This window comes from Bradyrhizobium sp. PSBB068 (genome assembly GCA_016839165.1).
Lineage (GTDB): Bacteria > Pseudomonadota > Alphaproteobacteria > Rhizobiales > Xanthobacteraceae > Bradyrhizobium.
Map to the genome: position 1 here is coordinate 7499105 of CP069300.1, position 25260 is coordinate 7524364.

25 protein-coding genes are annotated in these 25260 nt (G+C 66.4%); 19 read left to right on the plus strand and 6 right to left on the minus strand.

Annotation, left to right across the window (positions count from 1 at the left end; translation table 11 throughout):
• The first annotated feature begins 4 nt into the window (after positions 1-4).
• From JQ507_34795 to JQ507_34815, 5 genes are read left to right on the plus strand one after another with little or no spacing between them, the layout of a single operon-like run.
• Entirely contained in the window at positions 5-721 is a 717-nt protein-coding gene (locus JQ507_34795; protein ID QRI69936.1) for a lytic transglycosylase domain-containing protein, read from the plus strand.
• Positions 718-1083 carry a hypothetical protein gene (locus JQ507_34800; GenBank protein ID QRI69937.1) on the plus strand — a complete coding sequence of 122 codons (366 nt, stop codon included), beginning with the start codon at positions 718-720 and terminating at the stop codon, positions 1081-1083. Before JQ507_34795 ends, JQ507_34800 begins: the two co-directional genes overlap by 4 nt.
• Positions 1076-2815, plus strand: coding sequence for a DUF3363 domain-containing protein (locus JQ507_34805; GenBank protein QRI69938.1), 1740 nt, complete (start codon positions 1076-1078; stop codon positions 2813-2815). The genes JQ507_34800 and JQ507_34805 overlap by 8 nt, the downstream gene beginning before the upstream one ends.
• Before the next feature lie 41 nt (positions 2816-2856).
• Positions 2857-4839 (plus strand): conjugal transfer protein TraG, encoded by a 1983-nt coding sequence (locus JQ507_34810; GenBank protein QRI69939.1) that lies wholly within the window; start codon positions 2857-2859, stop codon positions 4837-4839.
• Between the two features lie 7 nt (positions 4840-4846).
• Positions 4847-5293 (plus strand): CopG family transcriptional regulator, encoded by a 447-nt coding sequence (locus tag JQ507_34815; GenBank protein QRI73646.1) that lies wholly within the window; start codon positions 4847-4849, stop codon positions 5291-5293.
• Positions 5294-5396: 103 nt separating this feature from the next.
• Here JQ507_34815 and merA read toward each other — a convergent pair whose 3' ends face one another.
• From merA to JQ507_34830, 3 genes are read right to left on the minus strand one after another with little or no spacing between them, the layout of a single operon-like run.
• Positions 5397-6827: a mercury(II) reductase gene (merA, locus tag JQ507_34820; protein QRI69940.1), complete on the minus strand. Its 1431-nt coding sequence runs from the start codon at positions 6825-6827 to the stop codon at positions 5397-5399.
• 23 nt (positions 6828-6850) lie between these two features.
• Entirely contained in the window at positions 6851-7159 is a 309-nt protein-coding gene (locus tag JQ507_34825) for a mercury transporter (GenBank protein QRI69941.1), read from the minus strand.
• A gap of 29 nt (positions 7160-7188) precedes the next feature.
• Positions 7189-7605: a mercury transporter MerT gene (locus tag JQ507_34830; protein ID QRI69942.1), complete on the minus strand. Its 417-nt coding sequence runs from the start codon at positions 7603-7605 to the stop codon at positions 7189-7191.
• An 83-nt stretch (positions 7606-7688) separates the two neighbouring features.
• Here JQ507_34830 and JQ507_34835 point away from each other — a divergent pair, with 83 nt between their 5' ends.
• The 12 genes from JQ507_34835 to JQ507_34890 all read left to right on the plus strand — a co-directional run bounded on the left by JQ507_34835 (position 7689) and on the right by JQ507_34890 (position 17984).
• Entirely contained in the window at positions 7689-8117 is a 429-nt protein-coding gene (locus JQ507_34835; protein QRI69943.1) for a helix-turn-helix domain-containing protein, read from the plus strand.
• 177 nt (positions 8118-8294) lie between these two features.
• A complete protein-coding gene (gene trbB, locus JQ507_34840) occupies positions 8295-9293 on the plus strand; it encodes a P-type conjugative transfer ATPase TrbB (GenBank protein ID QRI69944.1) in 999 nt (332 codons plus the stop codon).
• Positions 9290-9631, plus strand: coding sequence for a TrbC/VIRB2 family protein (locus tag JQ507_34845; GenBank protein ID QRI69945.1), 342 nt, complete (start codon positions 9290-9292; stop codon positions 9629-9631). Before trbB ends, JQ507_34845 begins: the two co-directional genes overlap by 4 nt.
• Positions 9631-9906 (plus strand): VirB3 family type IV secretion system protein, encoded by a 276-nt coding sequence (locus tag JQ507_34850; protein ID QRI69946.1) that lies wholly within the window; start codon positions 9631-9633, stop codon positions 9904-9906. The genes JQ507_34845 and JQ507_34850 overlap by 1 nt, the downstream gene beginning before the upstream one ends.
• Before the next feature lie 7 nt (positions 9907-9913).
• On the plus strand, positions 9914-12352 hold the full coding sequence (locus JQ507_34855) for a conjugal transfer protein TrbE (GenBank protein ID QRI69947.1): 2439 nt from the start codon (positions 9914-9916) through the stop codon (positions 12350-12352).
• Complete coding sequence (gene trbJ, locus JQ507_34860) at positions 12349-13086, plus strand: P-type conjugative transfer protein TrbJ (protein ID QRI69948.1); 738 nt, start codon at positions 12349-12351, stop codon at positions 13084-13086. Before JQ507_34855 ends, trbJ begins: the two co-directional genes overlap by 4 nt.
• 9 nt (positions 13087-13095) lie before the next feature.
• Positions 13096-13422 carry a putative entry exclusion protein TrbK-alt gene (gene trbK-alt / locus JQ507_34865; GenBank protein ID QRI69949.1) on the plus strand — a complete coding sequence of 109 codons (327 nt, stop codon included), beginning with the start codon at positions 13096-13098 and terminating at the stop codon, positions 13420-13422.
• The gene (gene trbL, locus JQ507_34870; protein ID QRI69950.1) at positions 13419-14768 is read left to right on the plus strand and encodes a P-type conjugative transfer protein TrbL; all 1350 of its coding nucleotides are present in this window, start codon (positions 13419-13421) and stop codon (positions 14766-14768) included. The genes trbK-alt and trbL overlap by 4 nt, the downstream gene beginning before the upstream one ends.
• 3 nt (positions 14769-14771) lie before the next feature.
• Entirely contained in the window at positions 14772-15461 is a 690-nt protein-coding gene (locus tag JQ507_34875) for a conjugal transfer protein TrbF (protein ID QRI69951.1), read from the plus strand.
• The gene (trbG, locus tag JQ507_34880; protein ID QRI69952.1) at positions 15458-16531 is read left to right on the plus strand and encodes a P-type conjugative transfer protein TrbG; all 1074 of its coding nucleotides are present in this window, start codon (positions 15458-15460) and stop codon (positions 16529-16531) included. The genes JQ507_34875 and trbG overlap by 4 nt, the downstream gene beginning before the upstream one ends.
• Positions 16528-17730 (plus strand): TrbI/VirB10 family protein, encoded by a 1203-nt coding sequence (locus JQ507_34885; protein QRI69953.1) that lies wholly within the window; start codon positions 16528-16530, stop codon positions 17728-17730. Before trbG ends, JQ507_34885 begins: the two co-directional genes overlap by 4 nt.
• Entirely contained in the window at positions 17727-17984 is a 258-nt protein-coding gene (locus JQ507_34890; protein ID QRI69954.1) for a DUF2274 domain-containing protein, read from the plus strand. The genes JQ507_34885 and JQ507_34890 overlap by 4 nt, the downstream gene beginning before the upstream one ends.
• Here JQ507_34890 and JQ507_34895 read toward each other — a convergent pair.
• From JQ507_34895 to JQ507_34905, 3 genes are all read right to left on the minus strand, one after another.
• On the minus strand, positions 17948-18868 hold the full coding sequence (locus JQ507_34895) for a LysR family transcriptional regulator (protein QRI69955.1): 921 nt from the start codon (positions 18866-18868) through the stop codon (positions 17948-17950). The genes JQ507_34890 and JQ507_34895 overlap by 37 nt on opposite strands.
• Positions 18869-18988: 120 nt before the next feature.
• Complete coding sequence (locus JQ507_34900; protein ID QRI69956.1) at positions 18989-20164, minus strand: Fic family protein; 1176 nt, start codon at positions 20162-20164, stop codon at positions 18989-18991.
• 101 nt (positions 20165-20265) lie between these two features.
• Positions 20266-21147 (minus strand): LysR family transcriptional regulator, encoded by an 882-nt coding sequence (locus JQ507_34905; GenBank protein ID QRI69957.1) that lies wholly within the window; start codon positions 21145-21147, stop codon positions 20266-20268.
• A gap of 107 nt (positions 21148-21254) precedes the next feature.
• Between JQ507_34905 and JQ507_34910 the strand changes: the two genes are divergently transcribed.
• Together JQ507_34910 and JQ507_34915 are read left to right on the plus strand one after the other, a co-directional pair.
• Positions 21255-22814 (plus strand): oxidoreductase, encoded by a 1560-nt coding sequence (locus JQ507_34910; GenBank protein QRI69958.1) that lies wholly within the window; start codon positions 21255-21257, stop codon positions 22812-22814.
• A 19-nt stretch (positions 22815-22833) separates the two neighbouring features.
• Entirely contained in the window at positions 22834-25260 is a 2427-nt protein-coding gene (locus JQ507_34915) for a DUF2309 domain-containing protein (GenBank protein QRI69959.1), read from the plus strand.

The window sequence follows — 25260 nt, forward strand, 5'->3', positions numbered from 1 at the left end:
GCGCATGCGGACCGCTTTCATCATGCTCGTCGGGGCGACGGCGTTCGGCATGCCCGCCGCCGTCGCTCACGCCCAGACCGCGCGGATCGACCTGCACGCGCCGAGCGATCCCTATGCCGGTCTCATTGCGGAGGCGGCGCAACGCTTCGGCATTCCGGCGGCGTGGATACGGGCGATCATGCGAGTCGAGAGCCGCGGCGATCGGCGCTCAATCTCGCCCAAGGGGGCGATCGGCTTGATGCAGCTCATGCCCGACACCTGGGCGGCGCTGCGCGCTCGGTACGGCCTTGGTCGCGATCCGTTTGATGCCCACGACAACATCCTGGCGGGCGCGGCCTTCCTGCGCGAAATGCACGACCGCTACGGATCGCCGGGCTTCCTCGCGGCATACAATGCGGGGCCTGGTCGATACGAAGACTATCGTGATCGGCATCGGCCCCTACCGCCCGAGACCGTCGCTTACGTCGCCGCGCTCATCCCTTTTGTCGGGGCCGGCGCGATCGATGGGCCTGTTCTCGTGGCGGCCTCCGATCCGTCGTCCTGGACGCAAGCGCCGCTGTTCATAACGCGGCCGGCAAGCGCTGAACCCGCTGATCGCACGTCGGCCAAGCAGCCTCCGAGCGACACGCCGGCCGTCGTCGCGGTGCGCGATCTCTCCGCCATCGCGCCGCAGTCCACGGGTCTGTTCGTCTCAGTTGCAGCAGCGGGACCGAAGCCATGACGGTGCTACTCCCCCGCAATCACGCCGCGCTCTTGCTTCGACCCGCATGCGCCTTCCTTGGCGTCGCGACGATGTTCGGGGTCTCGCTAGGCTATCTCGAGGCTCTCGGATGCGAATTCGCAGGCTGGCGCGGCGCAGCGTCCTTCCGGGAAGGAGGAAGGGCGGACAGGGGAGGCGTGCAGGAACCGACCGACAGAGGGCCAGATAAAAGGCCGCAAGGTGCGGCTCTGTCGGTCGGTTGTTTTTGCTTGTGTTTTTCGTTGATCGCGCAACGTGAGGCTCTGGAACGCACGGTGCGCGGCGCCGTCAACGCATTGCCCATCCTCTGTTTTTCGCACATTGCCGGGGCCGGCGATGGCTGAGGAGAACGACTTCCAGCCTCGGCCAGGCCGCATCCGCTCTTCGCGCAGTCAGCGGGCCAAGCCTTTCATCGCCCAGGCGCTCGCCGCCGCCCAGCGCGCCGGCGGCGGCGTATCGCGGCAAGGTCTGCTCAGAAGCTCCAGCCGCTCGACCTTCGGCCGCGGCCGTATCGCCGCTGTCCGGGCGAACCATCTGCTGACGAGCCGCTCGCGCCTAGTGACGGTGAAGGCCCGCGTCGTGCGCCACACCGCCCGGGCGGCGACGCTCGGCGCTCATCTCGGCTACCTCCGGCGCGAGGGCGTCACCCGGGACGGGGAGAAGGCGCGGCTGTTCGGGCCGGAGACCGAGGACGCCGACCCCCAGGCCTTCGCCGAACGGTGCGAAAAGGATCGGCATCATTTCCGTTTCATCGTCTCACCCGAGGACGCGCCGGAGATGGCCGACCTCAAGGGCTATGCCCGCGAGCTGGTCGGCCAGATGGAGAAGGACCTCGGCACCAAGCTCGATTGGGTCGCCGTCGATCACTGGAACACGCAGCACCCGCACGTCCACATTATCGTGCGCGGCGTTGCCGAGGACGGCCAGGACCTCGTCATCTCCCGCGACTACATCAAGGAGGGCATGCGCGCTCGCGCCCAGGATCTGGTCACGCGGGAGCTAGGGCTGCGTAGCGACCTCGTTATCCACCAAACGCTCGAGCGTCAGGTCGAAACCGAGCGCTGGACCCAGCTCGACCGGCAGCTCGTCCGTGACGGCGGCCGACATGGCGTCATCGACGTTGCACTCTCTCCGGGCCAGGAGCCGGATCCGTTCCATTCACTGAAGGTCGGCCGCCTGCGGCATCTGGAGAGCCTCGGTCTCGCCCATCAGATCGGAGCCGGCCAGTGGACGATGGACGAGGCGGCCGAAACCACGCTCCGTGAACTCGGCGAGCGCGGCGACATCATCAAGCGGATTCATCGGGGCTTACGAGGACGCGGTATCGAGCGCGCGGCCGCGAGCTATGTGCTCGCCGGCGAGAGCCTCGACGTGCCCGTCATCGGTCGTCTCGTTGATCGTGGGCTCGACGACGAGTTGAAAGGCACCGCCTATGCGGTCATCGACGGCGTCGACGGCCGCACCCACCACATCAAATTCCCCGACCTCGACGCCACCGGCGACAGCGCGCCCGGCTCGATCGTCGAGCTGAGGAAGTTCGACGACGCGCAAGGGCGTCGCCGCGTCGCGCTCGCCGTGCGGTCGGACCTCGCCATCGAGGATCAGGTGACCGCCAGCGGCGCGACTTGGCTCGACCGCCAAGCGGTCTCGCGTGATCCGGTCGACCTTAGCCAGACGGGCTTCGGCGCCGAGGTCCGCGATGCGCAGGAGCGGCGGGCCGACCAGCTCATCGAGCAGGGGCTGGCCGAGCGACAGACGCGGGGCATCACCTTCTCCCAGGGCCTGATCGGCACGCTCCGCCGTCGGGAAATCGAAGCCTTGGGCGAGCGGCTTGCGGCCGAGACAGGCCAGACCTTCAACCAGGCCGCCTCCGGCGAGTACGTCGCCGGATCATACCGTCAGCGCTTCGCGCTCGCCTCCGGCCGCTTCGCCATGATCGATAACGGCCTTGGCTTCCAGCTCGTGCCCTGGACCCCGTCGCTTGAGAAACAGCTCGGCCGCCACGTCTCCGGCGTCGCCCGCGATGATGGCGGCGTCGACTGGGGCTTCGGCCGCAATCGGGGGCTCGGCCTGTGAGCGGACACTCTCATCACAGATCTCAGGAAAGGACGGCCGGCATGTCGGCGACGAAGATACTCTGGGGCCAGGTCATCACCGTCTTCGGGATCGTCCTCTTGACGATCTGGACCGCGACGGAATGGACCGCCTGGCGGCTCGGCTTTCAGCCCGAACTCGGCCGTCCCTGGTTCGAGATCCTGCACTTCCCGTTCTACCTGCCACCGGCCTTCTTCTGGTGGTGGTACGCCTACGACGCCTACGCTCCCTCGATCTTCATCGAGGGCGCCTATATCTCGGCGTCGGGCGGGATCATCGCCGCGGCCGTCGCCATTGGCATGTCGGTCTGGCGGGCTCGCGAAGCGAAGAATGCCGAGACCTACGGCTCCGCACGATGGGCGCAGCAACAAGAGATCGAGGAGGCCGGCTTGCTCGGTCCCGATGGCGTTGTGCTCGGCCGCTATCAACGCAGCTATCTCCGCCACGACGGCCCCGAGCATGTGCTGTGCTTCGCGCCGACCCGGAGCGGCAAGGGTGTGGGCCTCGTCATCCCTTCGCTGCTGACCTGGCCGGGTTCGGCGATCGTCCACGACATCAAGGGCGAGAACTGGCAGCTCACCGCCGGCTTCCGCGCCCAGCACGGTCGCGTGCTGCTGTTCGATCCGACCAACGCCAGGTCGTCGGCCTACAATCCGCTCCTTGAGGTGCGCCGTGGCGAGTGGGAGGTGCGCGACGTTCAGAACATCGCCGACATCCTGGTCGACCCCGAAGGCAGTCTCGAGAAGCGGAACCATTGGGAGAAAACTAGCCACGCGCTGCTGGTCGGCGCGATCCTTCACGTTCTCTATGCCGAGGAGGACAAGACCCTTGCCGGCGTCGCTTCCTTCCTGTCCGACCCCAAGCGACCGATCGAGTCGACGCTCTCGGCCATGATGCGGACGCCGCATCTCGGTGAGGCCGGCGTCCACCCTGTTGTCGCCTCCGCCGCGCGCGAGCTGCTGAACAAGTCCGGCAACGAGCGATCCGGCGTGCTGAGCACGGCGATGTCGTTTCTCGGCCTCTACCGCGATCCCGTGGTCGCCGAGGTGACGCGACGCTGCGACTGGCGGATCGGCGACATCGTGGCCGCCGATCGGCCGACGACGCTCTACCTCGTCGTGCCGCCGTCAGACATCAACCGGACCAAGCCGCTGATCCGCCTGATCCTCAATCAAGTCGGCCGGCGACTGACGGAGGACCTGCTGGCCAAAGCCGGGCGACGCCGGCTTCTCCTGATGCTGGATGAGTTCCCGGCGCTCGGTCGCCTCGACTTCTTCGAGTCCGCGCTCGCCTTCATGGCGGGCTACGGCATCAAGAGCTTTCTCATCGCCCAGTCGCTGAACCAGATCGAGAAGGCCTACGGCCCGAACAACTCGATCCTCGACAACTGCCATGTCCGGGTGAGCTTCGCGACCAATGACGAGCGGACCGCCAAGCGGGTGAGCGATGCGCTCGGCACCGCGACCGAGATGAAGGCGATGAAGAACTATGCCGGGAGCCGGTTGTCGCCCTGGCTCGGGCATCTCATGGTCTCCCGCTCGGAAACGGCGCGTCCCTTGCTGACGCCCGGCGAGGTCATGCAGCTCCCGCCCACCGACGAGATCGTAATGGTGTCGGGCGCCCATCCGATCCGGGCGAAGAAGGCCCGCTACTATGAGGACGGACGCTTCCAGGAGCGGATCGTGGCGCCGCCCGTCCCGGCGCGGCCGAAGGAGGGCCGTCCCGACGACTGGAGTTCGTATCCGCTGCCTCCTCGCCCTCCGGCGTCGGTGGCGGCCGAAGGTGATGACGCCGACGACGAGGATCCGAAGAACGCCGATCGGCGGAAGCAGCCGGAGCTCAGCCAAGGAACCGTCGAGAAGCAGGCGCCGATCGAGAATGAGTTCGCGCTCGATCCGGTCGACGACATGGAGGAGGAGGCGCCGCGGATCGGTCGCATGAACGATCTCATGCAGGGTATCGCGCGGCAGGCGTCGCTCGATCCGGGCGACGACCTCGGCATGTGAGGCGCGCATAGCCATGTCGAAGAAGAAGGCTCAGCTCTCCGTCTATCTCGACGCGGATGTGATGCAGTCCCTGTCGGCCTATGCGGCGCGGCGAGAGCAATCGATGTCGCTCATCGCCGAAGCCGCCATCGCTTCGTTTTTGTCGCCGGACGCGGACGAACGGCGGGAAGCAGCCATCGCCAAGCGGCTCGACCAGCAGGATCGCCGCTTGGCGCGCCTCGAGCGTGACATAGGCATCAGCGTCGAGACGCTGGCCCTATTCATCCGCTTCTGGCTCAACACCACACCGCCGCTTCCCGAACCGGCCGCGAAGGCTGCGCGGGCACAAGCCGGCGCACGATACGATAATTTCGTCGCCGCGTTGGGAAGGAGACTCAATGAAGGTCCGAAGTTGAGGCAAGAGATTCCGGAAGATCGTGCGCCTACTTCACAAAATTCCGTCGAACCTGTTTGAGAACAAGCGACGGCGTAAGACAAGTGTGAAATCTCTTCTCCGACTCCTACCGCCCGTGACTGCTCTGGCGTCCGCTCTTCTCGGATTGGTTGCTGCTGCGAATTCAACCCGCGCAGCATGAGAGTTTCGCCACTTCCTTGTCGAAGGCGAGCGCGGCGAGCTTCAGCCCCTCCACGGTGGTCAGGTAGGGGAAGATCGTTTCCGCGATATCGCGCACCGTCAGGCCGCCGCGGATCGCCATAACGGCCGTCTGGATGCTGTCCGCGCCCTCGGGGGCGAGGACATGCGCGCCGATGAGCTTGTCGCTGCCGGCGTCCGCCACAAGCTTGATGAGCCCGCGCGTATCGCGCGCGGCGAGCGCGCGTGGAACCTGATCGAGCGTAATCGTCGAAACGCGCGTCGTGTAGCCCGCCGCCCGCGCGGCCGCCTCCGTCAGCCCGACGCTCGCGACCTGCGGATCGGTGAACACGATGGCCGGCATGGCGGAATTGTCATAGGCGAGGCTGTCGCCGTTGAGCGCGTTTTTCGCCGCGAGCTTGGCGCCATAGGCGGCCATGTAGACGAATTCGTCCCGCCCCGTGACGTCGCCCGCCGCATAGACGCTCGGACGGCTGGTGCGCATGCGATCGTCGACGACGATGGCGCCGTTCGGCGTCAGCTTGACGCCGAGTTCGGCGAGGCCAAGACCCTCGGTGTTCGGCGCGCGCCCCGCCGCGCACAGCACCTTCTCCGCCTCGATGGTCGCCTCGCGGCCGTCGCGGACGAGCGCCAGCGCGACCCCTGTCTCCGTCTTGCGGATCGAGCGATAGGCGACGCCGGAGACGACCTCGACGCCCTCGTCGGCGAAGAAGCGCGTCAGCGCGATGCTGATCTCCGGCTCCGCTTCGGGCAGCAGCCGCGAACGGCAGACGAGCGTCACCCTGACGCCTGCGCGCGCGAACATCTGCGCCAGCTCCGCGCCGATGTAGCCACCGCCGATCACCAGAAGCGAGCTTGGCAGCTCCGCGAGTTCGAGCGCGGTCGTGCTCGTCAGATAGGGCACGGACTCGATCCCCGCGATCGCCGGAACGCCCGGCCGGGCGCCGGTGGCGACGATGATCCGCTCGGCGACGAGGCGCGCGGCGGCGACCTCGACGCCGCCTTCGACCAGCTTCGCCGTTCCCTCGCGATAGGCGATGTTGTTATAGGCCGGCAACAGGTCGACGTATTTGGCCTGCCGCAGGGCAGAGACCAACTCGTCCTTCTGCCTGACGGTCGCGCGCCAGTCACGGACCTCGGCGTGGGCGGAAACGCCCCCGAACCGCGCCGCGGCGCGCGCATTGTGCAAAGTCTCGGCCGCGCGGATCAGCGCCTTCGACGGCACGCAGCCGATATTGACGCAAGTGCCGCCGATCGTGCCAGCCCCGATCAGCGCCACCTGCGCGCCTTGCTCGGCGGCAGTGATCGCGGCCGAAAATCCTGCCGATCCGGCGCCGACGACGACAAGGTCGTAACAGTCGGATTCCTTCGCCTTCGGCGTGCAGTAATCGCTCATGGTTTCGTCTCGGTTTCGCCGCCTCAGCCCTTCGTCGACTTGGCGACCTCGGCCGGATAGCCGTGATCGGTGGTCGCCTTGATCATCGCGCCCGGCGAGGTGACGGCGGCGTCGTAGGTGACGGTCGCGGTGACGTCGGCCATCGCGTCGGCCTGGCTGACCGTGACGCCGCTGACGCCTTTGACATGGGCGATCGTGCTCTTGACGATCGGCCCGCACAGCACGCAGCCAGCGTGATGGACATTGAGGACGACGGTGGCCTGGCCTGCCCAGGCGGCCATCGGGGCCGCGAACAAGCCGAGCGCGGCCAACAATCCAATTCCGTTCTTCATGCTTCTCTCCATTTGGCGTAGCGGCGCGCTCACAGGAAATGGCGCGCGGCGTAGGGGAACCCGACCGCGATGACGACCAGCGTGATCGCGACAATGAGGCCGATCTTTGCGACGCGATCCGACCGGGGTGTGGCGCAATACCCGTCGGCGCACGCGACCTGCCGCTTCTTCCGCATCCGCCAGGCGCCAGCACCGATAAAAGCTAGCGAGACGGCGGCGAAAATCGGCTGGTAGGGCTCCAGTGCGGTCAGGTTGCCAATCCAGGCGCCGCTGACGCCAGCAAGGAACAGCGCGAAAGGGATGACACAGCACGAAGCCGCGCCCAGCGCGCCCAATAAGCCGCCGACGGCGAGCCAATGCGACGCTGTCGTGCGCGCGTCCTGCGGCGGAACCGCGATGGCGCTTCCCTCGGACGCACCATGAGCCGAAGCCGTCGTTTCGCTCATAGCCACTACACTCCTGTTGCTTCCGAATCCAATCTGCGCCTATCCTGAGGTCTGTAGCGACTACAGGGTCAAGGGCATTTTTGATGAGCGCCTCGAAGTCATCGAATGGCCTTCAACGCGCAGAGTTGGCCCGGCGGACAGGCGCCAATCTCGAAACCGTCCGATATTACGAAAAGGTCGGGCTCTTGCCGCCACCACCACGGACCGCCAGCGGTTACCGTAGCTATGATGGCGCCCATGAACGCCGTCTCGGTTTCGTGCTGCGCGCCCGCGAGCTCGGATTCTCGTTGGAAGAGATACGCGCTCTCTTACGCCTGGCGGACGAACGCGAACAGCCATGCGCGGAAGCGAGCGTCCTCGCCGCGACTCACCTTGCGGATGTACGCGCGAAAATCGCCGACTTGAAACGCATGGAGCGCGTGTTGAAGGACGTGGTCGCGCAATGCGGCGATGGCACGCGGCTCGACTGTCCTCTGATCGAAACGTTGTTCCGAGAGCGGCTCGCCAAGTAAGGCCGCGCCGGCTGCCTTGACCGTTACATTCGAATACGCCCCCGCAAGTATTTTTTCTCCGCTCTACGCCTGATCGCTACGCCGTGTGAATACTTGTTGAGGCGTCCCATTTCTTGCCTTTTCTAATCATCCCCGTCGCCAATCGCATGTCGCGATTGGCCCAAGACGGGGACGATCGTGGCGGTTGCTCCACTCCATTCCGAGGCCTTCTCCCGCGGTGCGCGCATGCTGCGCACCGCCCTCGGGCCCGCCATCGCCGCCTTCCTCGAAGACCCGTCGATCGTCGAGGTGATGCTCAACCCCGACGGCCGGCTCTGGATCGACCGGCTGTCGGGCGGGCTGGAGGACACGGGCCGCACCCTGTCGGCCGTTGACGGCGAGCGGATCGTGCGCCTGGTCGCACACCATGTCGGCGCCGAGGTCCACGCGGAGCGGCCGCGCGTTTCCGCCGAACTGCCCGAGACGGGAGAGCGGTTCGAGGGGCTGCTGCCGCCCGTCGTCACCGCGCCGGCCTTCGCCATACGCAAGCCCGCCATCGCCGTCTTCACCCTCGACGACTATGTCGACGCTGGCACGATGACCGCTGGTCAAGCGGCGTTGCTGCGTGGGGCAGTCGCGTCGCGCAAGAACATCCTCGTCGCTGGCGGCACCGGCACGGGCAAGACGACGCTCACAAACGCGCTCCTGGCCGAGATCGCAGGCACGAGCGACCGCGTGGTGCTAATCGAGGACACCCGCGAACTGCAATGCCGCGCGCCGAACCTGGTCGCGATGCGCACCAAGGACGGCGTCGCCTCGCTGTCGGACCTTGTCCGGTCCTCGCTGCGCCTTCGGCCCGACCGCATCCCGATCGGCGAGGTCCGCGGCGCCGAGGCGCTCGATCTCCTGAAGGCCTGGGGCACTGGCCACCCGGGTGGGATCGGCACGATCCACGCCGGCACTGCGCTCGGCGCGATTCGCCGCCTCGAACAGCTCATCCAGGAAGCCGTCGTCACCGTCCCCAAGGCGCTGATCGCCGAGACCATCGAACTCGTCGCGGTGCTGCGCGGCCGCGGCAGCGAACGCCGCCTCTCCGAACTCGCCCTCATCGCCGGCCTCGATCCCGCCACCGGCGACTACCGCATCCAGTCCGCCGAGGTGGGCGGCGATTCCTTGCACCCAGGAGACCCCTCATGATCCGTGCTCTCGCCGTCGCCAGTCGTGCGCGCCGCCGCCTGGCCGAATTCGTAGCCCTGACGACGCTCACCCTGGCCTTCGCCCCGGCCGCCTACGCCTCCGGCTCCTCCATGCCGTGGGAGACGCCGCTCAACTCGATCCTGGAGTCGGTGCAGGGCCCGGTCGCCAAGATCATCTCGGTCATCATCATCACCGTGACCGGGCTGACGCTCGCCTTCGGCGACACCTCGGGCGGTTTCCGCCGGCTGATCCAGATCGTGTTCGGTCTGTCGATCGCCTTCGCGGCGTCGAGCTTCTTTCTGTCCTTCTTCAGCTTCTCCGGCGGGGCGCTGGTCTGATGGCCACGATCGTCGATCCCGACGTGCCCGGCTTCTTCGCTCCGGTCCATCGCGCGCTCACCGACCCGATCCTGATGGGCGGGGCGCCGCGGACCGTCGCGATCGCCAACGGCACCTTGGCGGCGGCGATCGCGCTCGGCCTCCGGCTCTGGATCCCCGGCGCGCTCATCTGGGCAGTTGGCCATTCCGCCGCCGTCTGGGCGGCGAAACGGGACCCGCAATTCGTCGACGTGGTGCGCCGGCATCTTCGCTACCCCGCACATCTGGGGGTGTGAGGCCACCATGCTGAACCTTGCCGAATACCGCCATCGCCCCGCAGGCCTCGCCGACTTCCTGCCCTGGGCCGCTCTCGTCGGTGAGGGTGTCGTCCTCAACAAGGACGGCTCGTTCCAGCGCACCGCCCGTTTTCGCGGACCGGACCTCGACAGCGCGACGCCGGCCGAGCTGGTAGGCGTCACCGCACGGCTGAACAACGCGCTGCGCCGGCTCGGCTCCGGCTGGGCGATCTTCGTCGAGGCGCAGCGGATCGCCGCCCAGACCTATCCGCATTCGACGTTTCCTGATCCGGCATCGGCCCTGGTCGATCTCGAACGGCAGGACGCCTTCGAGGAGGCAGGCGCCCACTTCGAGAGCCGCTATTTCCTGACCTTCGTCTGGCTCCCGCCGGCCGAGGACGCCTCACGGGTGGAAGGCTGGCTCTATGAAGGCCGGTCGCAGACAGGTGTCGATCCGTGGGAGCTGCTGCACGGCTTCGTCGATCGAACCAACCGCGTCCTGCAACTGGTCGAGGGCTTCATGCCCGAGGTCGTCTGGCTCGATGACGGCGACACGCTGACCTACCTTCACTCGACCATCTCGACGCGGCAGCAACGCGTGCGCGTCCCCGAGACGCCGATGCACCTCGATGCGCTGCTCGCTGACGAGCCGCTCGCCGGCGGACTTGAGCCGCGGCTCGGCGCCCATCATCTGCGGACACTCACCGTGGTCGGATTTCCGACCACGACTCATCCCGGCATCCTCGACGAGCTGAACCGGCTCGCCTTCCCCTATCGCTGGTCGACCCGTGCGATCCTCCTCGACAAGACCGAGGCGGTGAAGCTGCTGACCAAGATCCGGCGGCAATGGTTCGCGAAGCGCAAGTCGATCACCGCGATCGTCAAAGAGGTGATGACCAACGAGGCCTCGACGCTGGTCGATAGCGATGCGGCCAACAAGGCGGCCGACGCGGACTTGGCACTTCAGGAATTGGGCTCCGACGACGTGGGCCAAGCCTATGTCACCGCCACTGTCACCGTCTGGGACGAAGACGCCGGCCTAGCGGCCGAGAAGCTGCGCCTCATCGAGAAGGTGATCCAGGGCCGCGACTTCACCTGCATGCCGGAAGGCGTGAACGCGCTCGAGGCCTGGCTCGGCTCCGTCCCCGGCCATGCCTACGCCAACGTCCGCCAGCCGCCGGTCTCGACACTGAATCTCGCCCACATGATCCCGCTTTCAGCGGTCTGGGCCGGGCCGGCACGCGACGAGCATTTCCAAGCTCCGCCGCTGCTGTTCGGCAAGACGGAGGGGTCGACGCCATTCCGCCTGAGCCTGCATGTCGGCGACGTCGGTCACACGCTGATCGTCGGCCCGACCGGCGCGGGCAAGTCCGTGCTGCTGGCACTGATGGCGATGCAGTTCCGGCGCTACCGCAACAATCAGATCTTCGCCTTCGACTTCGGCGGGTCGATCCGCACCGCCGCGCTCGCCATGGGCGGCGACTGGCACGACCTCGGCGGCAGCTTGTCCGCCGGGTCGGAGCACTCCGTCTCGCTGCAACCGCTGGCGCGGATCGATGACCAGGCCGAGCGCGCCTGGGCGGCGGAATGGGTGACAGCCATCCTTGCGAAGGAAGGCGTCACGATCGATCCGATCGCGAAGGAGCATGTTTGGTCGGCGCTGACGTCGCTGGCCTCGTCACCGGTGGGCGAGCGAACCATCACCGGCCTCGCGGTTCTGCTGCAATCCACCGCGCTGAAGCAGGCATTGCAACCTTATTGCGTCGGCGGTCCCTCCGGCCGGCTGCTCGATGCCGAGTCCGAGCACCTCGGTTCCAGTTCGGTTCAGGCCTTCGAGACCGAGGGACTGATCGGCGCCGGCGCGGCGCCCGCCGTGCTGACCTATCTGTTTCACCGCATCGAGGGCCGCCTCGACGGCCGGCCGACCTTGCTGATCATCGACGAGGGCTGGCTGGTCCTCGACGATCCGGCCTTCGCGCAACAGCTTCGCGAATGGCTGAAGACGTTGCGTAAGAAGAACGCCTCCGTCGTCTTCGCCACGCAATCGCTCTCGGACATCGACGGCAGCAACATCGCGCCCGCCATCGTCGAGAGCTGCCCGACCCGCATCTTCCTGCCGAACGAACGCGCGATCGAGCCGCAGATCACGGCGATCTACCGGCGCTTCGGCCTCAACGATCGCCAAATTGAGATCCTCGCGCGGGCGACGCCGAAGCGCGACTACTACTGCCAATCCCGCCGCGGCAACCGGCTGTTCGAGCTGGGGCTCGGGCCGGTCGCGCTGACCTTCTGCGCCGCGTCCTCCAAGCAAGACCACGCCGCAATCGAGCGCGTCATCGCCGAGAGCGGCCGTGAGGCCTTTACGCCCACCTGGCTCGCCGATCGCGAGCTTCTCTGGGCCGCCGATCTCATTCCCGAGCTGACCAACCTGGAGACGTCATCATGATCAAGCTGCGCCATCTGGCGGCGGCAAGCGCCGTCGTGCTGTCCCTGGCCGTCGCCGTGCCGCCGGCTTCGGCGCAATGGATCGTCTACGACCCGACCAACTTCAGCCAGAACGTGCTGACGGCGGCGCGCGAGCTGCAGCAGATCAACAATCAGATCCAGATGTTGACCAATCAGGCGACGAGCCTGGTCAACCAGGCGCGCAATCTCGCCAACCTGCCGATGTCGACGCTGACCCAGCTTCAGTCATCGATCGCACAGACCCAGTCGCTCCTCGGCCAAGCGCAAAACATCGCCTTCAACGTCCAGCGGATCGAGCAGGCTTATTCGACCAGCTATGGCAGCGCAGCGGGCACGGGCTCGACCACGACTATGGTCGCCAATGCTCAGCAGCGCTGGCAAAATTCGGTCGCGGCTTTCGAGGACAGCCTCAAGGTTCAGGCGGGCGTGGTCGGCAACATTCCGACCAATTCCAGCGCCATGACCTCCCTGGTCACAGCCAGCCAGAGCGCGACGGGTGCGCTGCAAGCGGCGCAGGCCGGGAACCAGCTTCTGGCCCTCCAATCCCAGCAGCTCTCCGACGTCGTCGCCGTGTTGTCGGCGAAAGGCCGTGCCGACGCGCTGGAGCAGGCGCGCGTCGCCGCCGCCGAGGCGCAAGGCCAGCAGAACTACAAGACCTTCTCGACACGCAGCGGCTACCAGCCCGGCAACGTCACCATGTTCAGCGGCAACTGAGGCGCGCTGATGCTGGGCCGGTCGGACATCTTCCGCGCCGCTGCGATCTTGGCCTTGATCGCGTGTTTCGCCGCGACCCTCTTCGCGATCAACCGGCATCCCTCGGTGCCCGTTGTCGAGCCCCTTCCGACCGTCACCGCTCCAGCAACCGATGACCTCACGGCCGAGCTGCGCCGATGCGGCGCGCTCGGTCCCAAGGATGCCGTGGATGCGCGTTGCGAGGCGGTTTGGGAGGAAACCCGCCGGCGCTTCTTCGGTAGGCCGGCGCGGCCGCTGCCGCCATCGCCCCCGGGCGCCGTCGCGCCGGCCACCCCCGCTTCAGGAGATGCGCCATGAACAACGTCGGCGTCATCGACACCTTCCTCAACACGTTCACGACCTACATCGATTCCGGCTTCGGCCTGATCAAGGGCGAGGTCGCCTATCTGTCATCGACGCTGATCGTCATCGACATCACGCTGGCGGGGCTGTTCTGGGCCTGGGGCGCCGACGAAGACATCCTCCAGCGCCTGGTGAAGAAGACGCTCTACATCGGCTTCTTCGCCTTTATCATCACCAACTTCAACAACCTGTCGGCCATCGTCTTCAACAGCTTCGCGGGCCTCGGCCTGAAGGCCGGCGGCTCGACGATCTCGACCGCCACCTTTCTTCAGCCCGGCCATCTCGCGCAGGTCGGTCTCGACGCCGGCCAGCCGCTGCTCGACGCGGCGAGCCAGATGATGGGCTTCACCAGCTTCTTCGCGAACTTCGTCCAGATCGCGGTCCTGATGGTGTCGTGGCTCTTGGTGCTGATCGCCTTCTTCATCCTGGCGGTGCAACTCTTCGTCACGCTCATCGAGTTCAAACTGACGACGCTCGCCGGCTTCATCCTCATTCCCTTCGCCCTCTTCAACAAGACCGCCTTCCTCGCCGAAAAGGTGCTCGGCAACATCGTCGCTTCCGGCGTGAAGGTCATGGTGCTCGCCGTCATCGTCGGCATCGGCACCGGGCTCTTCTCGCAGTTCACCCAGACCTATGCCGGCGGCCAGCCGACCATCGAGCAGGCGCTGTCCGTCGTGCTCGCGGCGCTGGCCATGCTCGGTCTCGGCATCTTCGGACCCGGCATCGCTACGGGCCTCGTCTCTGGCGCGCCCCAACTCGGCGCGGGCGCTGCCGTCGGCACTGGCCTTGCCGTCGCCGGCACCGCCATGGCCGGGGCTGGCGCGCTTGGCCTGGCCGGAAGGGGAGCGATGGCGGCTGCGTCGGGGACGGCGGCCGCGGCCCGCGGTGGTGCTGCGATGGCCGGTGGCGCTTCGTCCGCCTACAGCCTGGCCTCCGCCGGCCGGTCCGGCGCTTCGGGCATGGCCGCTGGTCTTGGCGGTGTCGGTCGGGCCGCGGCGGCCGCGGCCTCAGCGCCAATGCGGCGCGCGGCAGCTCAGGCCGCGGGCTCGATGCGCGACAGCTTCGCCGCCGGCGCGAGGTCCAGTTTCGCGGCCACGGGCGGCTCCTCGACGAAAGGAACGGTCGGCGGCGGCGAGCCGGCCGCCCCTGCGCCGAGTTCGAGCGGATCCAGTCCTCCCGCTTGGGCGCAGCGGATGCGACGCAATCAATCGATCCACCAGGGCGCGACCACCGCGGCGCACGTCCTCAGGTCCGGTGACAGCCACGGCGGCGGCCATTCCGTCGATCTTTCGGGAGAATAGACAATGGCGCTCTTTCGCCGATCCACGGTCCGCTACGGCCGTACCCCCGAACCCGAGACCCCCTACCAGCGCGCCGCCCAAGCTTGGGATGAGCGAATTGGTTCGGCCCGGGTGCAGGCGAAGAACTGGCGGCTGATGGCCTTCGGCTCACTCGCGCTTTCGATGGGTTTGGCCGGTGGCCTGGTCTGGCAGTCCACCCACGGCAGCATCGTCCCCTGGGTGGTGCAGGTCGACAAGCTCGGCCAAGCGCAGGCTGTCGCGCCGGCCACGGCCGACTATGCCCCGAGCGATCCGGAGATCGCCTGGTATCTCGCCCACTTCATCGAGATGGTCCGCTCGCTGCCGGCCGATCCGATCATCGTGCGGCAGAACTGGCTGCAGGCCTACGACTTCACCACGACCTCGGGCTCGCAGGCGCTCAACGACTACGCCCGCGCCAACGACCCCTTCGGCAAGCTCGGCCACCAGCAGATCGCCATCGACGTCTCGAGCGTGATCCGCGCCTCCCCGTCGAGCTTCCGCGTGGAATGGGTCGAGCACCGCTATCAGGACGGCGCGCTCGCCGAGACCTCACGCTGGACCGCGATCCTCACCGTCGCGATCCAGCCGCCAACCTCTGCCGACGTGCTCCGCAAGAATCCGCTCGGCATCTACGTCACTGCCATCAACTGGTCGAAGGAGCTGGGACAATGACCCCGCCGATTTCCATGGAAGCCGGCGGTCCGGCTTCACGCCTTTCGGGTTTTGCACATGGCCGAGAGGGCGGACATACGCCTTTCCGTAAAGCCGGGCTCGCCGCTCTGCTCCTGTCGGTTACTGCCCTCGCGGGCTGCGCGCACCCGTTCATCCCACCCGACATCAACTACGACAACGCCGTGCCGGCGAAGCTCTCCGTCGATCCACCGCCGCCGGTGAAGATCGTCGAGCTTCCGAAGCCTCTGCCGCTGCCGGGCCAGTTGAAGCCGCTCGATACCGGCAAGCCCGCGCCGGAAGCAACGGATCCCACCGTGCGCGTCAACCAGGCCAATGCGGCCGCCCGCATCCAGCCGGTTCGCAACGGCTTCATCAACGCCGTGCAGGTCTATCCCTATTCGGCGGGCGCGCTCTATCAGGCCTACACGGCGCCCGGCGAGATCACCGACATCGCGCTGCAGGAAGGCGAACAGCTCGTCGGCACGGGGCCGGTCGCCGCCGGCGACACCGTGCGCTGGATCATCGGCGACACGGAAAGCGGCGCGGGTCCGACCAAGAAGGTCCACATCCTGGTCAAGCCGACCCGGCCGGACCTCATGACCAATCTCGTCATCAACACCGATCGGCGGACCTATCTCCTGGAGCTGCGCTCGACCGAGAAGACCTATATGGCGTCGGTCTCCTGGCAATATCCCGAAGACCAGCTCATCGCGCTGCGTCAGCAGAATGCGGCGGCCGAAACAGCCGCGCCGATCGCCACCGGCGTCGATCTCGCCGCGATCAACTTCCGCTATGCGATCGAGGGTGACAATCCCGCTTGGCGGCCGCTGCGCGCCTTCGACGACGGCCAGAAGGTCTACATCGAATTCCCGTCCGGCATCCGCCAGGGCGAAATGCCGCCGCTCTTCGTCATCGGTCCGGCCGGCGGCTCCGAGCTGGTGAACTATCGCGTTCGCGCCAACTACTACATCGTCGACCGCCTGTTCGCCGCGGCCGAACTTCGTCTCGGCGACAAGGATAGCGAGCGTCGCGTCCGCATCGTGCGCACCGATGGAAGGCCGCGGTCATGACGGACGAACCGGAAGAGCAAGCGCCGGCGCCAGCGCCTGTCGTGCCGCCCGATTTGCGGCTCCGGGGCGAGCGACCGCGCGTCACGCGCCTCTCGCGCAAGGTGCTGATCACGCTCGGCGCGGTGTCGGCCCTCGCGGTCGCGGGCGCTCTCGGCTACGCCCTTCAGACCCGGAACAAGTCGCAGACGGGGCAGGAGTTGCTCAGCACCCAAAGCCGGCCCTCGGCCGAGGGGCTGGCCGGGCTGCCGAAAGACTATACCGGCCTTCCACGCCAGGCGCCGCAGCTAGGGCCGCCACTCCCGGGCGACCTCGGCAAGCCCATCCTCAATGCCGGCGCCGCGCCAAATACCAGCGTTTCGGCAACCACGCCCGATCCTGCGGCGCAACGGCTGGCTCAGGAGACCGAGGCAGCGCGTGTAAGCCGCCTGTTCGCCCAGACCAACCAGCAGCCGCAGCCGGTCGGCCTCGTTGCTCCGCCGGCGACGGCGACGCAGGGCGGTCCGACACCCACGCCACCCGTCGATGCTGGGTCCGCGCAGAACATGCAGGATCGCAAGACTGCGTTTCTCAACGCCGCGACGGACAAGCGAACGGTCAGCCCCGACCGTCTCGAAGCCAAGGCTTCGCCCTATGTCGTGCAGGCGGGAACCGTGATCCCTGCGGCGCTCATCACAGGCATCCGCTCCGATCTTCCGGGCCAGATCACTGCCCAGGTGACGGAGGCCGTCTACGACAGCCCGACCGGGCAATACCTGTTGATCCCGCAGGGCGCGAAGCTGATTGGCCAATACGACAGCTCAGTCGCCTTCGGTCAGAGCCGCATCCTTCTCGTCTGGACGCGCATCATCATGCCGGACGGCAATTCCATCGTGCTGGAGCGGCAACCGGGCGCCGATACCCAAGGCTATGCGGGGCTCGAAGACGAGGTCGATAACCATTGGGGCATGCTGTTCAAGGCCGCCGTCCTCTCGACCCTCCTCAGCGTCGGCGCCGAAGCCGGTACGAGCCAGAACGAGAACAATCTCGTCCAGGCGATCCGCTCGGGCGCTTCGAACTCGATCAGCCAGACCGGCTCGCAGATCGTTCAGCGCCAACTCAACATTCAGCCGACGCTGACCATCCGGCCGGGCTTCCCGGTCCGCGTTATCGTCACGCGCGACCTGGTGCTGGCGCCCTACGGCCACGGAGGCACTCCATGACGAAGCTCAAACTCGGGCCGCTGACCGACGACAAGCCGGTCAAGATGAGCGTCGAACTGCCCGCCGCCGTGCATCGCGATCTCGTCGCCTATGCTCAGGTGCTCGGCCGGACGAGCGGCCAAACGGCGCCCGATCCTTCGAAGCTCATCGTGCCGATGATCGAGCGATTCATGGCGACCGATCGCGCCTTCGCCAAGGCGCGTCGCGATCGGGCCGCTCAGGTCGCTGGCGGTTCGGCCGAGAAATCGGGATAGTTTTCGCGCAACATCGCCAGGAACGATCCCAGCGCGGGATTGCTGTTCGCATCTCGCCAACAGGCCATGAATTTGACTTGGGTCGGACCGTCGTCGTCCCAGACTTCCCGGTAGACGACGCCTTCGTAGCGGCCCCCCGTCGCGCCCTCGAACATCAGGAGCGTTCCATAATTCGCACTGACCAGGCTCAGCAGCCTGTCCAGTGACGAGTCCTGATGGACGATCCGCTGAGAGCCGACGGCATGACGAAGCTTCGCCATGAGCAGCCCCTCCAACTCCGGCCCAGGGCCTTGCTGTGGGACGAGAAATTTTTCGTTTGCGAGATCCGCCCAGCGAATCCTCGAATTCTGACCAAGCGGATGATGCTGCGGGAAAGACACGATCACCCGTTCGCTCCAGAGCGGGAGCATCCGGCCGTCCCAGGTGGTCGCATGGCCGGTCATGATCGCAATATCGACAGCGTTCCCCGCCAGAGCGCATAGCAGCCGATCCTGGCTGCCGTCGACGGTGCGCACATCCACATCCGGAAAACGCCGATGGTATTCGACCAAAGTCGCGTGCATGTGTCCCGCCGAGGGAGAGGCATGCACGCCGATCGTCAGGAGGCCGAGTTCGCCACGGCTTCTGCTTTTGATCCGTCGGAGCTCCGTGTCCACGTCATCGAGGATCCGTTTGGCGCTCGCGACGAACTCCAATCCCACCGTGGTGAGGTGAGTGCCGCCATTCGTCCTTTCGAACAATACCACGCCAAGCTGGCGCTCGATCTCGTGCAGCCGGCGGCTCAAGGTCGATTGGCGTATGTTCAGAGCTTCCGCCGCCTGCCGCAGGCTGCGGTGCTGTGACGTCACGACAGCCAAACGCAGATCACTAAGCTCTACATCCACACGACTCACTTCATCGGCCTGGACGGGCCGCCTTTCACAACTTCGCCCCCTCCTGCGTCCCCCTTTCGTGATCGACTCTACCCAAACGAATGTGTCGAGAGCTTGGTTCGATCCAATGTCTCAGGCCGGCAATGGATCGGTGCCGCGATCGAGCAGGGCCAGGTAGTCCGAATAGGCGTAAATCCGGCCGCGCTGCCGTCCCGTGGTCTCGCGCACGACACCGATCTTGGCGAGATTTTCCAGCGCCGTGCTGGCGGTCGGGAAGGAGACCGCAAGTCTCTCGGAGACAGTCTGGATGGTGACGATCGGGCTGGCTTGAATCAATTCGTGGACCCGGAGCGCCGACGGGGCCGCACGGCCGAGGCCAGCGATCTGCTGCCTATGGACGTCGAACATGGCGATCAGATCGCGCGCGGTCGCGGTAGCCTGATCAGCGGTCTCTGCGACGCCGGTCAGGAAGAATTCCATCCAGGTTTCCCAGGTCCCAGCCTGGCGGACCTCCTGCAGGAGCCGGTAATAGTCGTCGCGTCGGGATTTCAGGAACAGGCTGAGATAGAGGATCGGCTCGCGCAGCACCCCAGCCTCACACAGGATCAGCGTGATGAGCAGCCGGCCGAGGCGCCCGTTGCCGTCGAGGAAGGGGTGGATCGTCTCGAACTGGACGTGGGCCAGGCCCGCCCGGATGAGCGGGGGCAGCGCCGCATCCTCGCTGTGCAGGAAGCGCTCGAGCGAATCGAGACATTCGTCCAGCCGGTTCGGCGGCGGGGGCACGAACAGGGCGTTGCCGGGCCGGGTTCCGCCGATCCAGTTCTGCGAGCGGCGGAACTCGCCCGGCTGCTTTGCGGCGCCCCGTCCCGACTTGAGCAGGATGGCGTGCATTTCGCGGATCAGCCGCAGCGACAACGGAAATCCGCCGCGCATCCGGGAGACGCCATGCTCGATCGCCGCGACGTAGTTCGAAACCTCGGTCACGTCGTCGAGTAGGGCTGCCGGCGCCTCATGATTTTCGAACAGCAGCAGATCCGACAACGAGGATTGCGTCCCCTCGATCTGCGAGGACAGGAGGGCTTCCTTGCGGACGTACATGTAGAGGAACAAAGGCGTCGAAGGCAGGATCGTCGTCACGCCGTCGAGGCGCCCGACCGCGGTGATGGCGCGTTCATAGACCTGCATGAACCGTCCGAGTTCAAGCGGCGGATTCGGCGGCAGTGGGGCAGGCACATAGGCCCGCACGCGCTCGCCTCCCGCGCTCGTTTCGACATAGGCGCCGAGCCGTTGGTTCTCTCCGTCCGCCACGCGCGATCCTTTAATTAGCTTCGCCGTTATTAAAGTATAATCCCATATATATTAATAGTGGGCGGGACTAATTCAAGGCTCCGCAGCGGTCGCTCCCTCGTCTAGAGCTTCCCGACCGGGAGAAGCTCGTTCAGCAGCCGATTGGGGAACCGCCGCTTCTGCACGATGGCGTAAAACGTCTCCGTGACCTCGGGTATCCGGCAGTGCTCGACAAGAACGCCCGCCTCAAGTTCGTCGCGGACGACAATCGGAGGCACGAGGGTCACGCCCTCCCGTTCACGGGCGAGCAGACGCAGCATCGCCATGTCGTCGACTTCGGCCAGGATGATGGGTCTTATCCCGGCTAGCTCGAGCACCCGATCGAAGGCGACGCGAATATCGCTGTCTAGGCTCGGCAAAAGAATTGGCTCCGACCGGAGATCATCGGGAAATTTGAACTTGCGGCCATCGGGACGCGGATGACCGACCAAGCTCACGGGCTGCTCGTTCAGCAAATGATTGCGCAATGACGAGCGGGCGTCGCGCGGCGCGGCGCTGTTCGCCAGGACCACGTCGATGGCGTGCGCCTCCAATTGCGCGAGCAGATCGCGAATATTGCCTGAGCGGACGATCAATTCGACATCCGATCGGCCGATCAAGGGCCGGAGGAATTCGAGCTGGAAATTTCGCGAAAGCGTCGTTAGCGCGCCGACGCGGAGAACCTGACGGGTAGCCAGCGGCTGCCCCCGCAGGGTGCTCATGAGTTCATCGCCGGCCTTGAACACCGTATCGGCGTAATCGAGCGCGATCTGGCCAGCTTCTGTCAAAAGGAGCTTCCTGCCGACTCGCTCGAAAAGCGGATGGCTCATCTGGTGTTCAAGCTTCTGAATTTGAACAGAAAGAGCCGACTGGGACAGGTTCATGCGCTCGGCCGCCCGCGTGAGGCTGCCCTCGTGAGCCACCACCCAGAAGTAGCGCAGGTGATTGTAGTTCAGGTCTCTCATGTCGTTCTATTAAAACGAACGACTTTGCCAAAACAATGAATTTTTTTCGGATTTCGTGATCAGGTACCAACGTCCCCGAACAGTCATTGTCTTAAAAGGGGGCTCTCGTGCAGCACTTCCTCGCGCCGCTGTCGGCGCCCGTTCCGCTGCTTCTCGCCGGAGCAATCGGCTTCCTCCATCGTGGTCGGCGGCCGAAACTCAGCCCCTTGCTGGCCGAAACCGCTTCGCTCATCGCGTTGCTTGCGGCGATCCTATCAGCCGGGGGCCTGATCCTCTTCGGCGCTGTCGAAAGTCCCGTCCTCGGGTTCAGGGGACTCGGTACTTCGGTCAGGCTCGACGCCGTCAGCGCGACCATGTTGCTGCCGGTGACGTTCGTCGGCTGGATCGTCGTCCGCTATGCGCGGACCTACCTGGACGGCGAGGCCCGCCAAGGCGCCTTCACCGGGTGGCTTTGCCTGACACTGGCGTCGGTGGCGCTACTCGTGACCGCCGGCAATCTGTTCCAGCTGGTGATCGCCTGGATCGCCACCAGCCTGTTTCTGCACCGGCTCCTGCTGTTCTATCCGCAGCGCATTGCCGCGCAGCGGGCGGCGCGGAAGAAGTTCATCACCGCGCGGCTTGGCGATGCCGCGCTCCTTGGTGGCGCGTTTTTGCTGGCCGCCGCTTACGGGACGTCGGACATCGGCACTATCCTTGCCGCCGCGAAGTTGGGTGCGGGTGGAGGGCTCGCCATCGCCGCCGCCGGCTTGCTGGCGATCGCTGCGGTGCTCAAGTCGGCTCAGTTTCCAGCCCATGGCTGGCTCACCGAGGTGATGGAGACGCCAACGCCGGTATCGGCTCTCCTCCACGCCGGCGTGATCAATGCCGGCGGCTTTCTGCTGATCCGCTTTGCTGACGTCATGCTGCTAGCGCCCGGCGTGCTTGCCGCGCTGGTCATGATTGGCGGGTTCACCGCGCTGTTCGGCAGCCTGGTCATGCTGACCCAGCCCTCGGTCAAGACCTCGCTCGCCTGGTCGACGGTAGCCCAGATGGGGTTCATGATCTTCGAGTGCGGCCTGGCGCTCTTCCCTCTGGCGCTTCTGCACATCGTCGCCCACTCGCTCTACAAGGCGCACTCCTTTCTCGCCTCCGGCGGCGCCGTTGAGCGCGTGGCTGCGATCCGCAGGCCCGGCCCAGTCGCCGTGCCAAAGGCCGGCGCCGTCGCGCGCGCCTTTCTCTCGGCGCTCGCCATCTATGTCCTTGTCGGGGCTTGCTTCGGCTTCGAGCACAAATCGCCTCAGGCGATCGCGCTCGGCGCCATATTGATCTTCGGCGTCGCCTACATGCTGGCGCAAGGGTTCGCCGACGCAGCGCCCAGAGCGCTGACACGGCGCACGGCCGTCTATGCCGTGGCGACCTCGGTCGGCTACTTCGCCCTTCAGTGGGCGGCGACCGCGATCACCGCGAATGTCCTGCCGCCGCCGCCGGCGCCTGGTCCGCTCGAATGGGCGCTGATCGCACTGACGGCCGCGAGCTTCGGCATCGTCGCCATCGTGCAGGCCATGTTTCCCCTCTGGGCCAACCATCCCGCCGCCGCCGGCCTGCGCGTGCATCTTTCGAACGGATTTTACGCCAACGCCGTTTTCGACCGGCTGATCGGCGGCTGGTCCGTCCGCAACCCATCCTAACCGACCAGGAAGACCGATCATGAACAACGAAATCCTCTCGACCTGGCCCGCCCCGCAAGCGTTGACGCTGGCCATGGATCGCGCCGCCCGCGCGGTCCCGCCCGCTTGGCCCTTGGCGTCCAGCGTCGCGGTCAATCCGTTTCTTGGGCAAACCGACGAGCCCCTCGCCAAGGTCGGCGCGCGGCTCGCAAGGGTCGCCGGCGCCGCCGTCACGATGCCCCGGAGCTGGTATGGCCAGAAGATCGCCGCAGGCGTGATCAGTGACGCTGACCTTTCGGACGCTCTGGCGAGCGTCTCGACGGGGCCGAGACCTGCGGATGTAACGGCTTTGAAGGCCGCTGCCGGCGTCGAAGCGCCGCCCCCAAAATCGCTTCCGACCGTCGCCGACCTGGCGGCGCGCGCGTCCGGCGTCGACTGGCCGGGGATGATCGCCGAACGCTTCGGAGCCTGGGCCGCCGGCTATTTCGACCAAGGGCAGGCGCTGTGGGCCGCACCGAAAGGCAAGGGCGCCTACGCCGCCTGGCGGGCGATCGCCACCCACGACCTCACGCCCGAAATCGCCGGGCTCCCTAACTTCGCCCTGCACGTATCGGAGGCGCCGGAGACCGCCTCAGCTGTGGTTGAACGCGTCGTCACTCGGCTGGGATTGGAGGCGGGCGCCGCCGAAACATACTTCCATCAGATGCTCATGACCCTTGGCGGCTGGGCGCAATATGCCCGCTACAGGCTTTGGCAGGCCGAGCTCGCCGACGGCGCGGATGAGACGATCACCGATTTCCTGGCGATCCGGCTGATCTGGGAAGAAGCACTCTTTCTGCATTTCGGCGTCGAGATCGCCGAGGCTTGGGCAAGCGTGCGGAAAGCGCACGCCACGCCCCTCGCGCCGACGCTCGATTGCGCCATCGACGCCATCCTGCAGGAGGCTGCCGAGCGCTCTGCGCAGCGAGCGTTGGGGCAGACTCTAGCCGCGCAGTCTCCTCCAGCGCTTGATGATAGACCCGCGCTCCAGGCCGCCTTTTGCATCGATGTTCGCTCCGAGGTTTTTCGCCGAGCGCTCGAAAGTATCGATCCCAGGATCCAGACCATAGGCTTTGCCGGCTTTTTCGGTCTTACCACCACGCACCGGCGCTTCGCCTCGGACGTCGAGGAACGGCGGCTGCCAGTTCTGCTCAATCCCGCGCTCAGGTCGTGCTCCGGCGGCCCGGCTCTCCACGCGGAGGATCAGTCGACGCGGTTCAAGGCGCGCGCAAAGCGCGCCTGGGGCCGGTTCAAGCTCGCCGCCGTCTCATCTTTCGCCTTCGTCGAGGCGACCGGTCCCGTCTATGTCGGCAAGCTGCTGACTGATGCGTTGAGATTGGACGGCGCTCGGCCGCCCGGCGATCCGGCGCCTCGGCTCGATCCCGCGCTCGACGCGACCGCCCGGGCGAAGGCCGCCGAGACCGTGCTGCGCGCGATGTCCCTGACCCGCGACTTTGCACCGCTGGTGCTTCTGGCCGGTCATGGCGCCAACGTCGTCAACAATCCTCATGCCAGCGCCCTGCATTGCGGCGCCTGCGGCGGCTATTCCGGAGAGGTCAACGCCCGACTGCTCGCCTCACTTCTGAACGATGCCGAGGTGAGAGATGGGCTCTCGCAGAGTGAGATCGAAATTCCAGACGACACGCTGTTTGTGGCGGCGCTCCACGACACCACCACGGACGACCTGACCCTCTATGACGAGGATCATCCCTCCGCCGCCCACAAGGGCGACCTCGATCAGGCGAGAACCTGGCTGGCTTCGGCGGGCAAGATGGCGCGGACCGAACGCGCCCTTCGCTTGCCCCGGGCCGCAAGCGAGGCCGCCCTTCATCGCAGAAGCCGCGACTGGTCCGAGACCCGGCCCGAATGGGCCCTCGCCGGATGCCAGGCCTTCATCGCCGCCCCGCGCAGGCGCACGGTCGGCAAGAGCCTGGAAGGCCGGGCCTTCCTGCATGACTACGATTGGAAGCAGGACAAGAGCTTCAGCGTTCTCGAGCTGATCCTGACCGCTCCGGTCGTCGTGGCGAGCTGGATCAGCCTGCAATATTATGGATCGACCGTCGCGCCCGATGTCTTCGGGGGCGGCAACAAGCTCCTACACAATGTCACCGGCGGGATCGGTGTGGTCGAGGGCAATGGCGGGCTCCTGCGCGTCGGCTTGCCATGGCAGTCGGTCCACGACGGCGAGCGCTATGCGCACGATCCGCTGCGGCTGTCGGTCTGCGTCGAGGCCCCGCGTGAAGCGATGTCGGAGATCCTTGGCCGGCACGCGGGCGTGCGCGCCCTGTTCGACAATGGCTGGCTGCATCTGTTCGCCCTGGACGAGGCCGGGCGCATGGCCTGGCGTTACGCAGGCGATCTCAAATGGTCGGCGATGGGAGACCGCGAGGCCTCTCATGCGTCGCCGCAACTCACAGTGGCGGTCTGA

Coding starts and splice junctions, on each gene's coding strand:
- JQ507_34795 (QRI69936.1), top strand. CDS start 5: ATGCGGACCGCTTTCATCATGCTCGTCGGGGCGACGGCGTTCGGCATG.
- JQ507_34800 (QRI69937.1), top strand. CDS start 718: ATGACGGTGCTACTCCCCCGCAATCACGCCGCGCTCTTGCTTCGACCC.
- JQ507_34805 (QRI69938.1), top strand. CDS start 1,076: ATGGCTGAGGAGAACGACTTCCAGCCTCGGCCAGGCCGCATCCGCTCT.
- JQ507_34810 (QRI69939.1), top strand. CDS start 2,857: ATGTCGGCGACGAAGATACTCTGGGGCCAGGTCATCACCGTCTTCGGG.
- merA (QRI69940.1), bottom strand. CDS start 6,827: ATGAGCGATTACTGCACGCCGAAGGCGAAGGAATCCGACTGTTACGAC.
- JQ507_34825 (QRI69941.1), bottom strand. CDS start 7,159: ATGAAGAACGGAATTGGATTGTTGGCCGCGCTCGGCTTGTTCGCGGCC.
- JQ507_34830 (QRI69942.1), bottom strand. CDS start 7,605: ATGAGCGAAACGACGGCTTCGGCTCATGGTGCGTCCGAGGGAAGCGCC.
- JQ507_34835 (QRI69943.1), top strand. CDS start 7,689: ATGAGCGCCTCGAAGTCATCGAATGGCCTTCAACGCGCAGAGTTGGCC.
- JQ507_34845 (QRI69945.1), top strand. CDS start 9,290: ATGATCCGTGCTCTCGCCGTCGCCAGTCGTGCGCGCCGCCGCCTGGCC.
- JQ507_34850 (QRI69946.1), top strand. CDS start 9,631: ATGGCCACGATCGTCGATCCCGACGTGCCCGGCTTCTTCGCTCCGGTC.
- JQ507_34855 (QRI69947.1), top strand. CDS start 9,914: ATGCTGAACCTTGCCGAATACCGCCATCGCCCCGCAGGCCTCGCCGAC.
- trbJ (QRI69948.1), top strand. CDS start 12,349: ATGATCAAGCTGCGCCATCTGGCGGCGGCAAGCGCCGTCGTGCTGTCC.
- trbK-alt (QRI69949.1), top strand. CDS start 13,096: ATGCTGGGCCGGTCGGACATCTTCCGCGCCGCTGCGATCTTGGCCTTG.
- trbL (QRI69950.1), top strand. CDS start 13,419: ATGAACAACGTCGGCGTCATCGACACCTTCCTCAACACGTTCACGACC.
- JQ507_34875 (QRI69951.1), top strand. CDS start 14,772: ATGGCGCTCTTTCGCCGATCCACGGTCCGCTACGGCCGTACCCCCGAA.
- trbG (QRI69952.1), top strand. CDS start 15,458: ATGACCCCGCCGATTTCCATGGAAGCCGGCGGTCCGGCTTCACGCCTT.
- JQ507_34885 (QRI69953.1), top strand. CDS start 16,528: ATGACGGACGAACCGGAAGAGCAAGCGCCGGCGCCAGCGCCTGTCGTG.
- JQ507_34890 (QRI69954.1), top strand. CDS start 17,727: ATGACGAAGCTCAAACTCGGGCCGCTGACCGACGACAAGCCGGTCAAG.
- JQ507_34905 (QRI69957.1), bottom strand. CDS start 21,147: ATGAGAGACCTGAACTACAATCACCTGCGCTACTTCTGGGTGGTGGCT.
- JQ507_34915 (QRI69959.1), top strand. CDS start 22,834: ATGAACAACGAAATCCTCTCGACCTGGCCCGCCCCGCAAGCGTTGACG.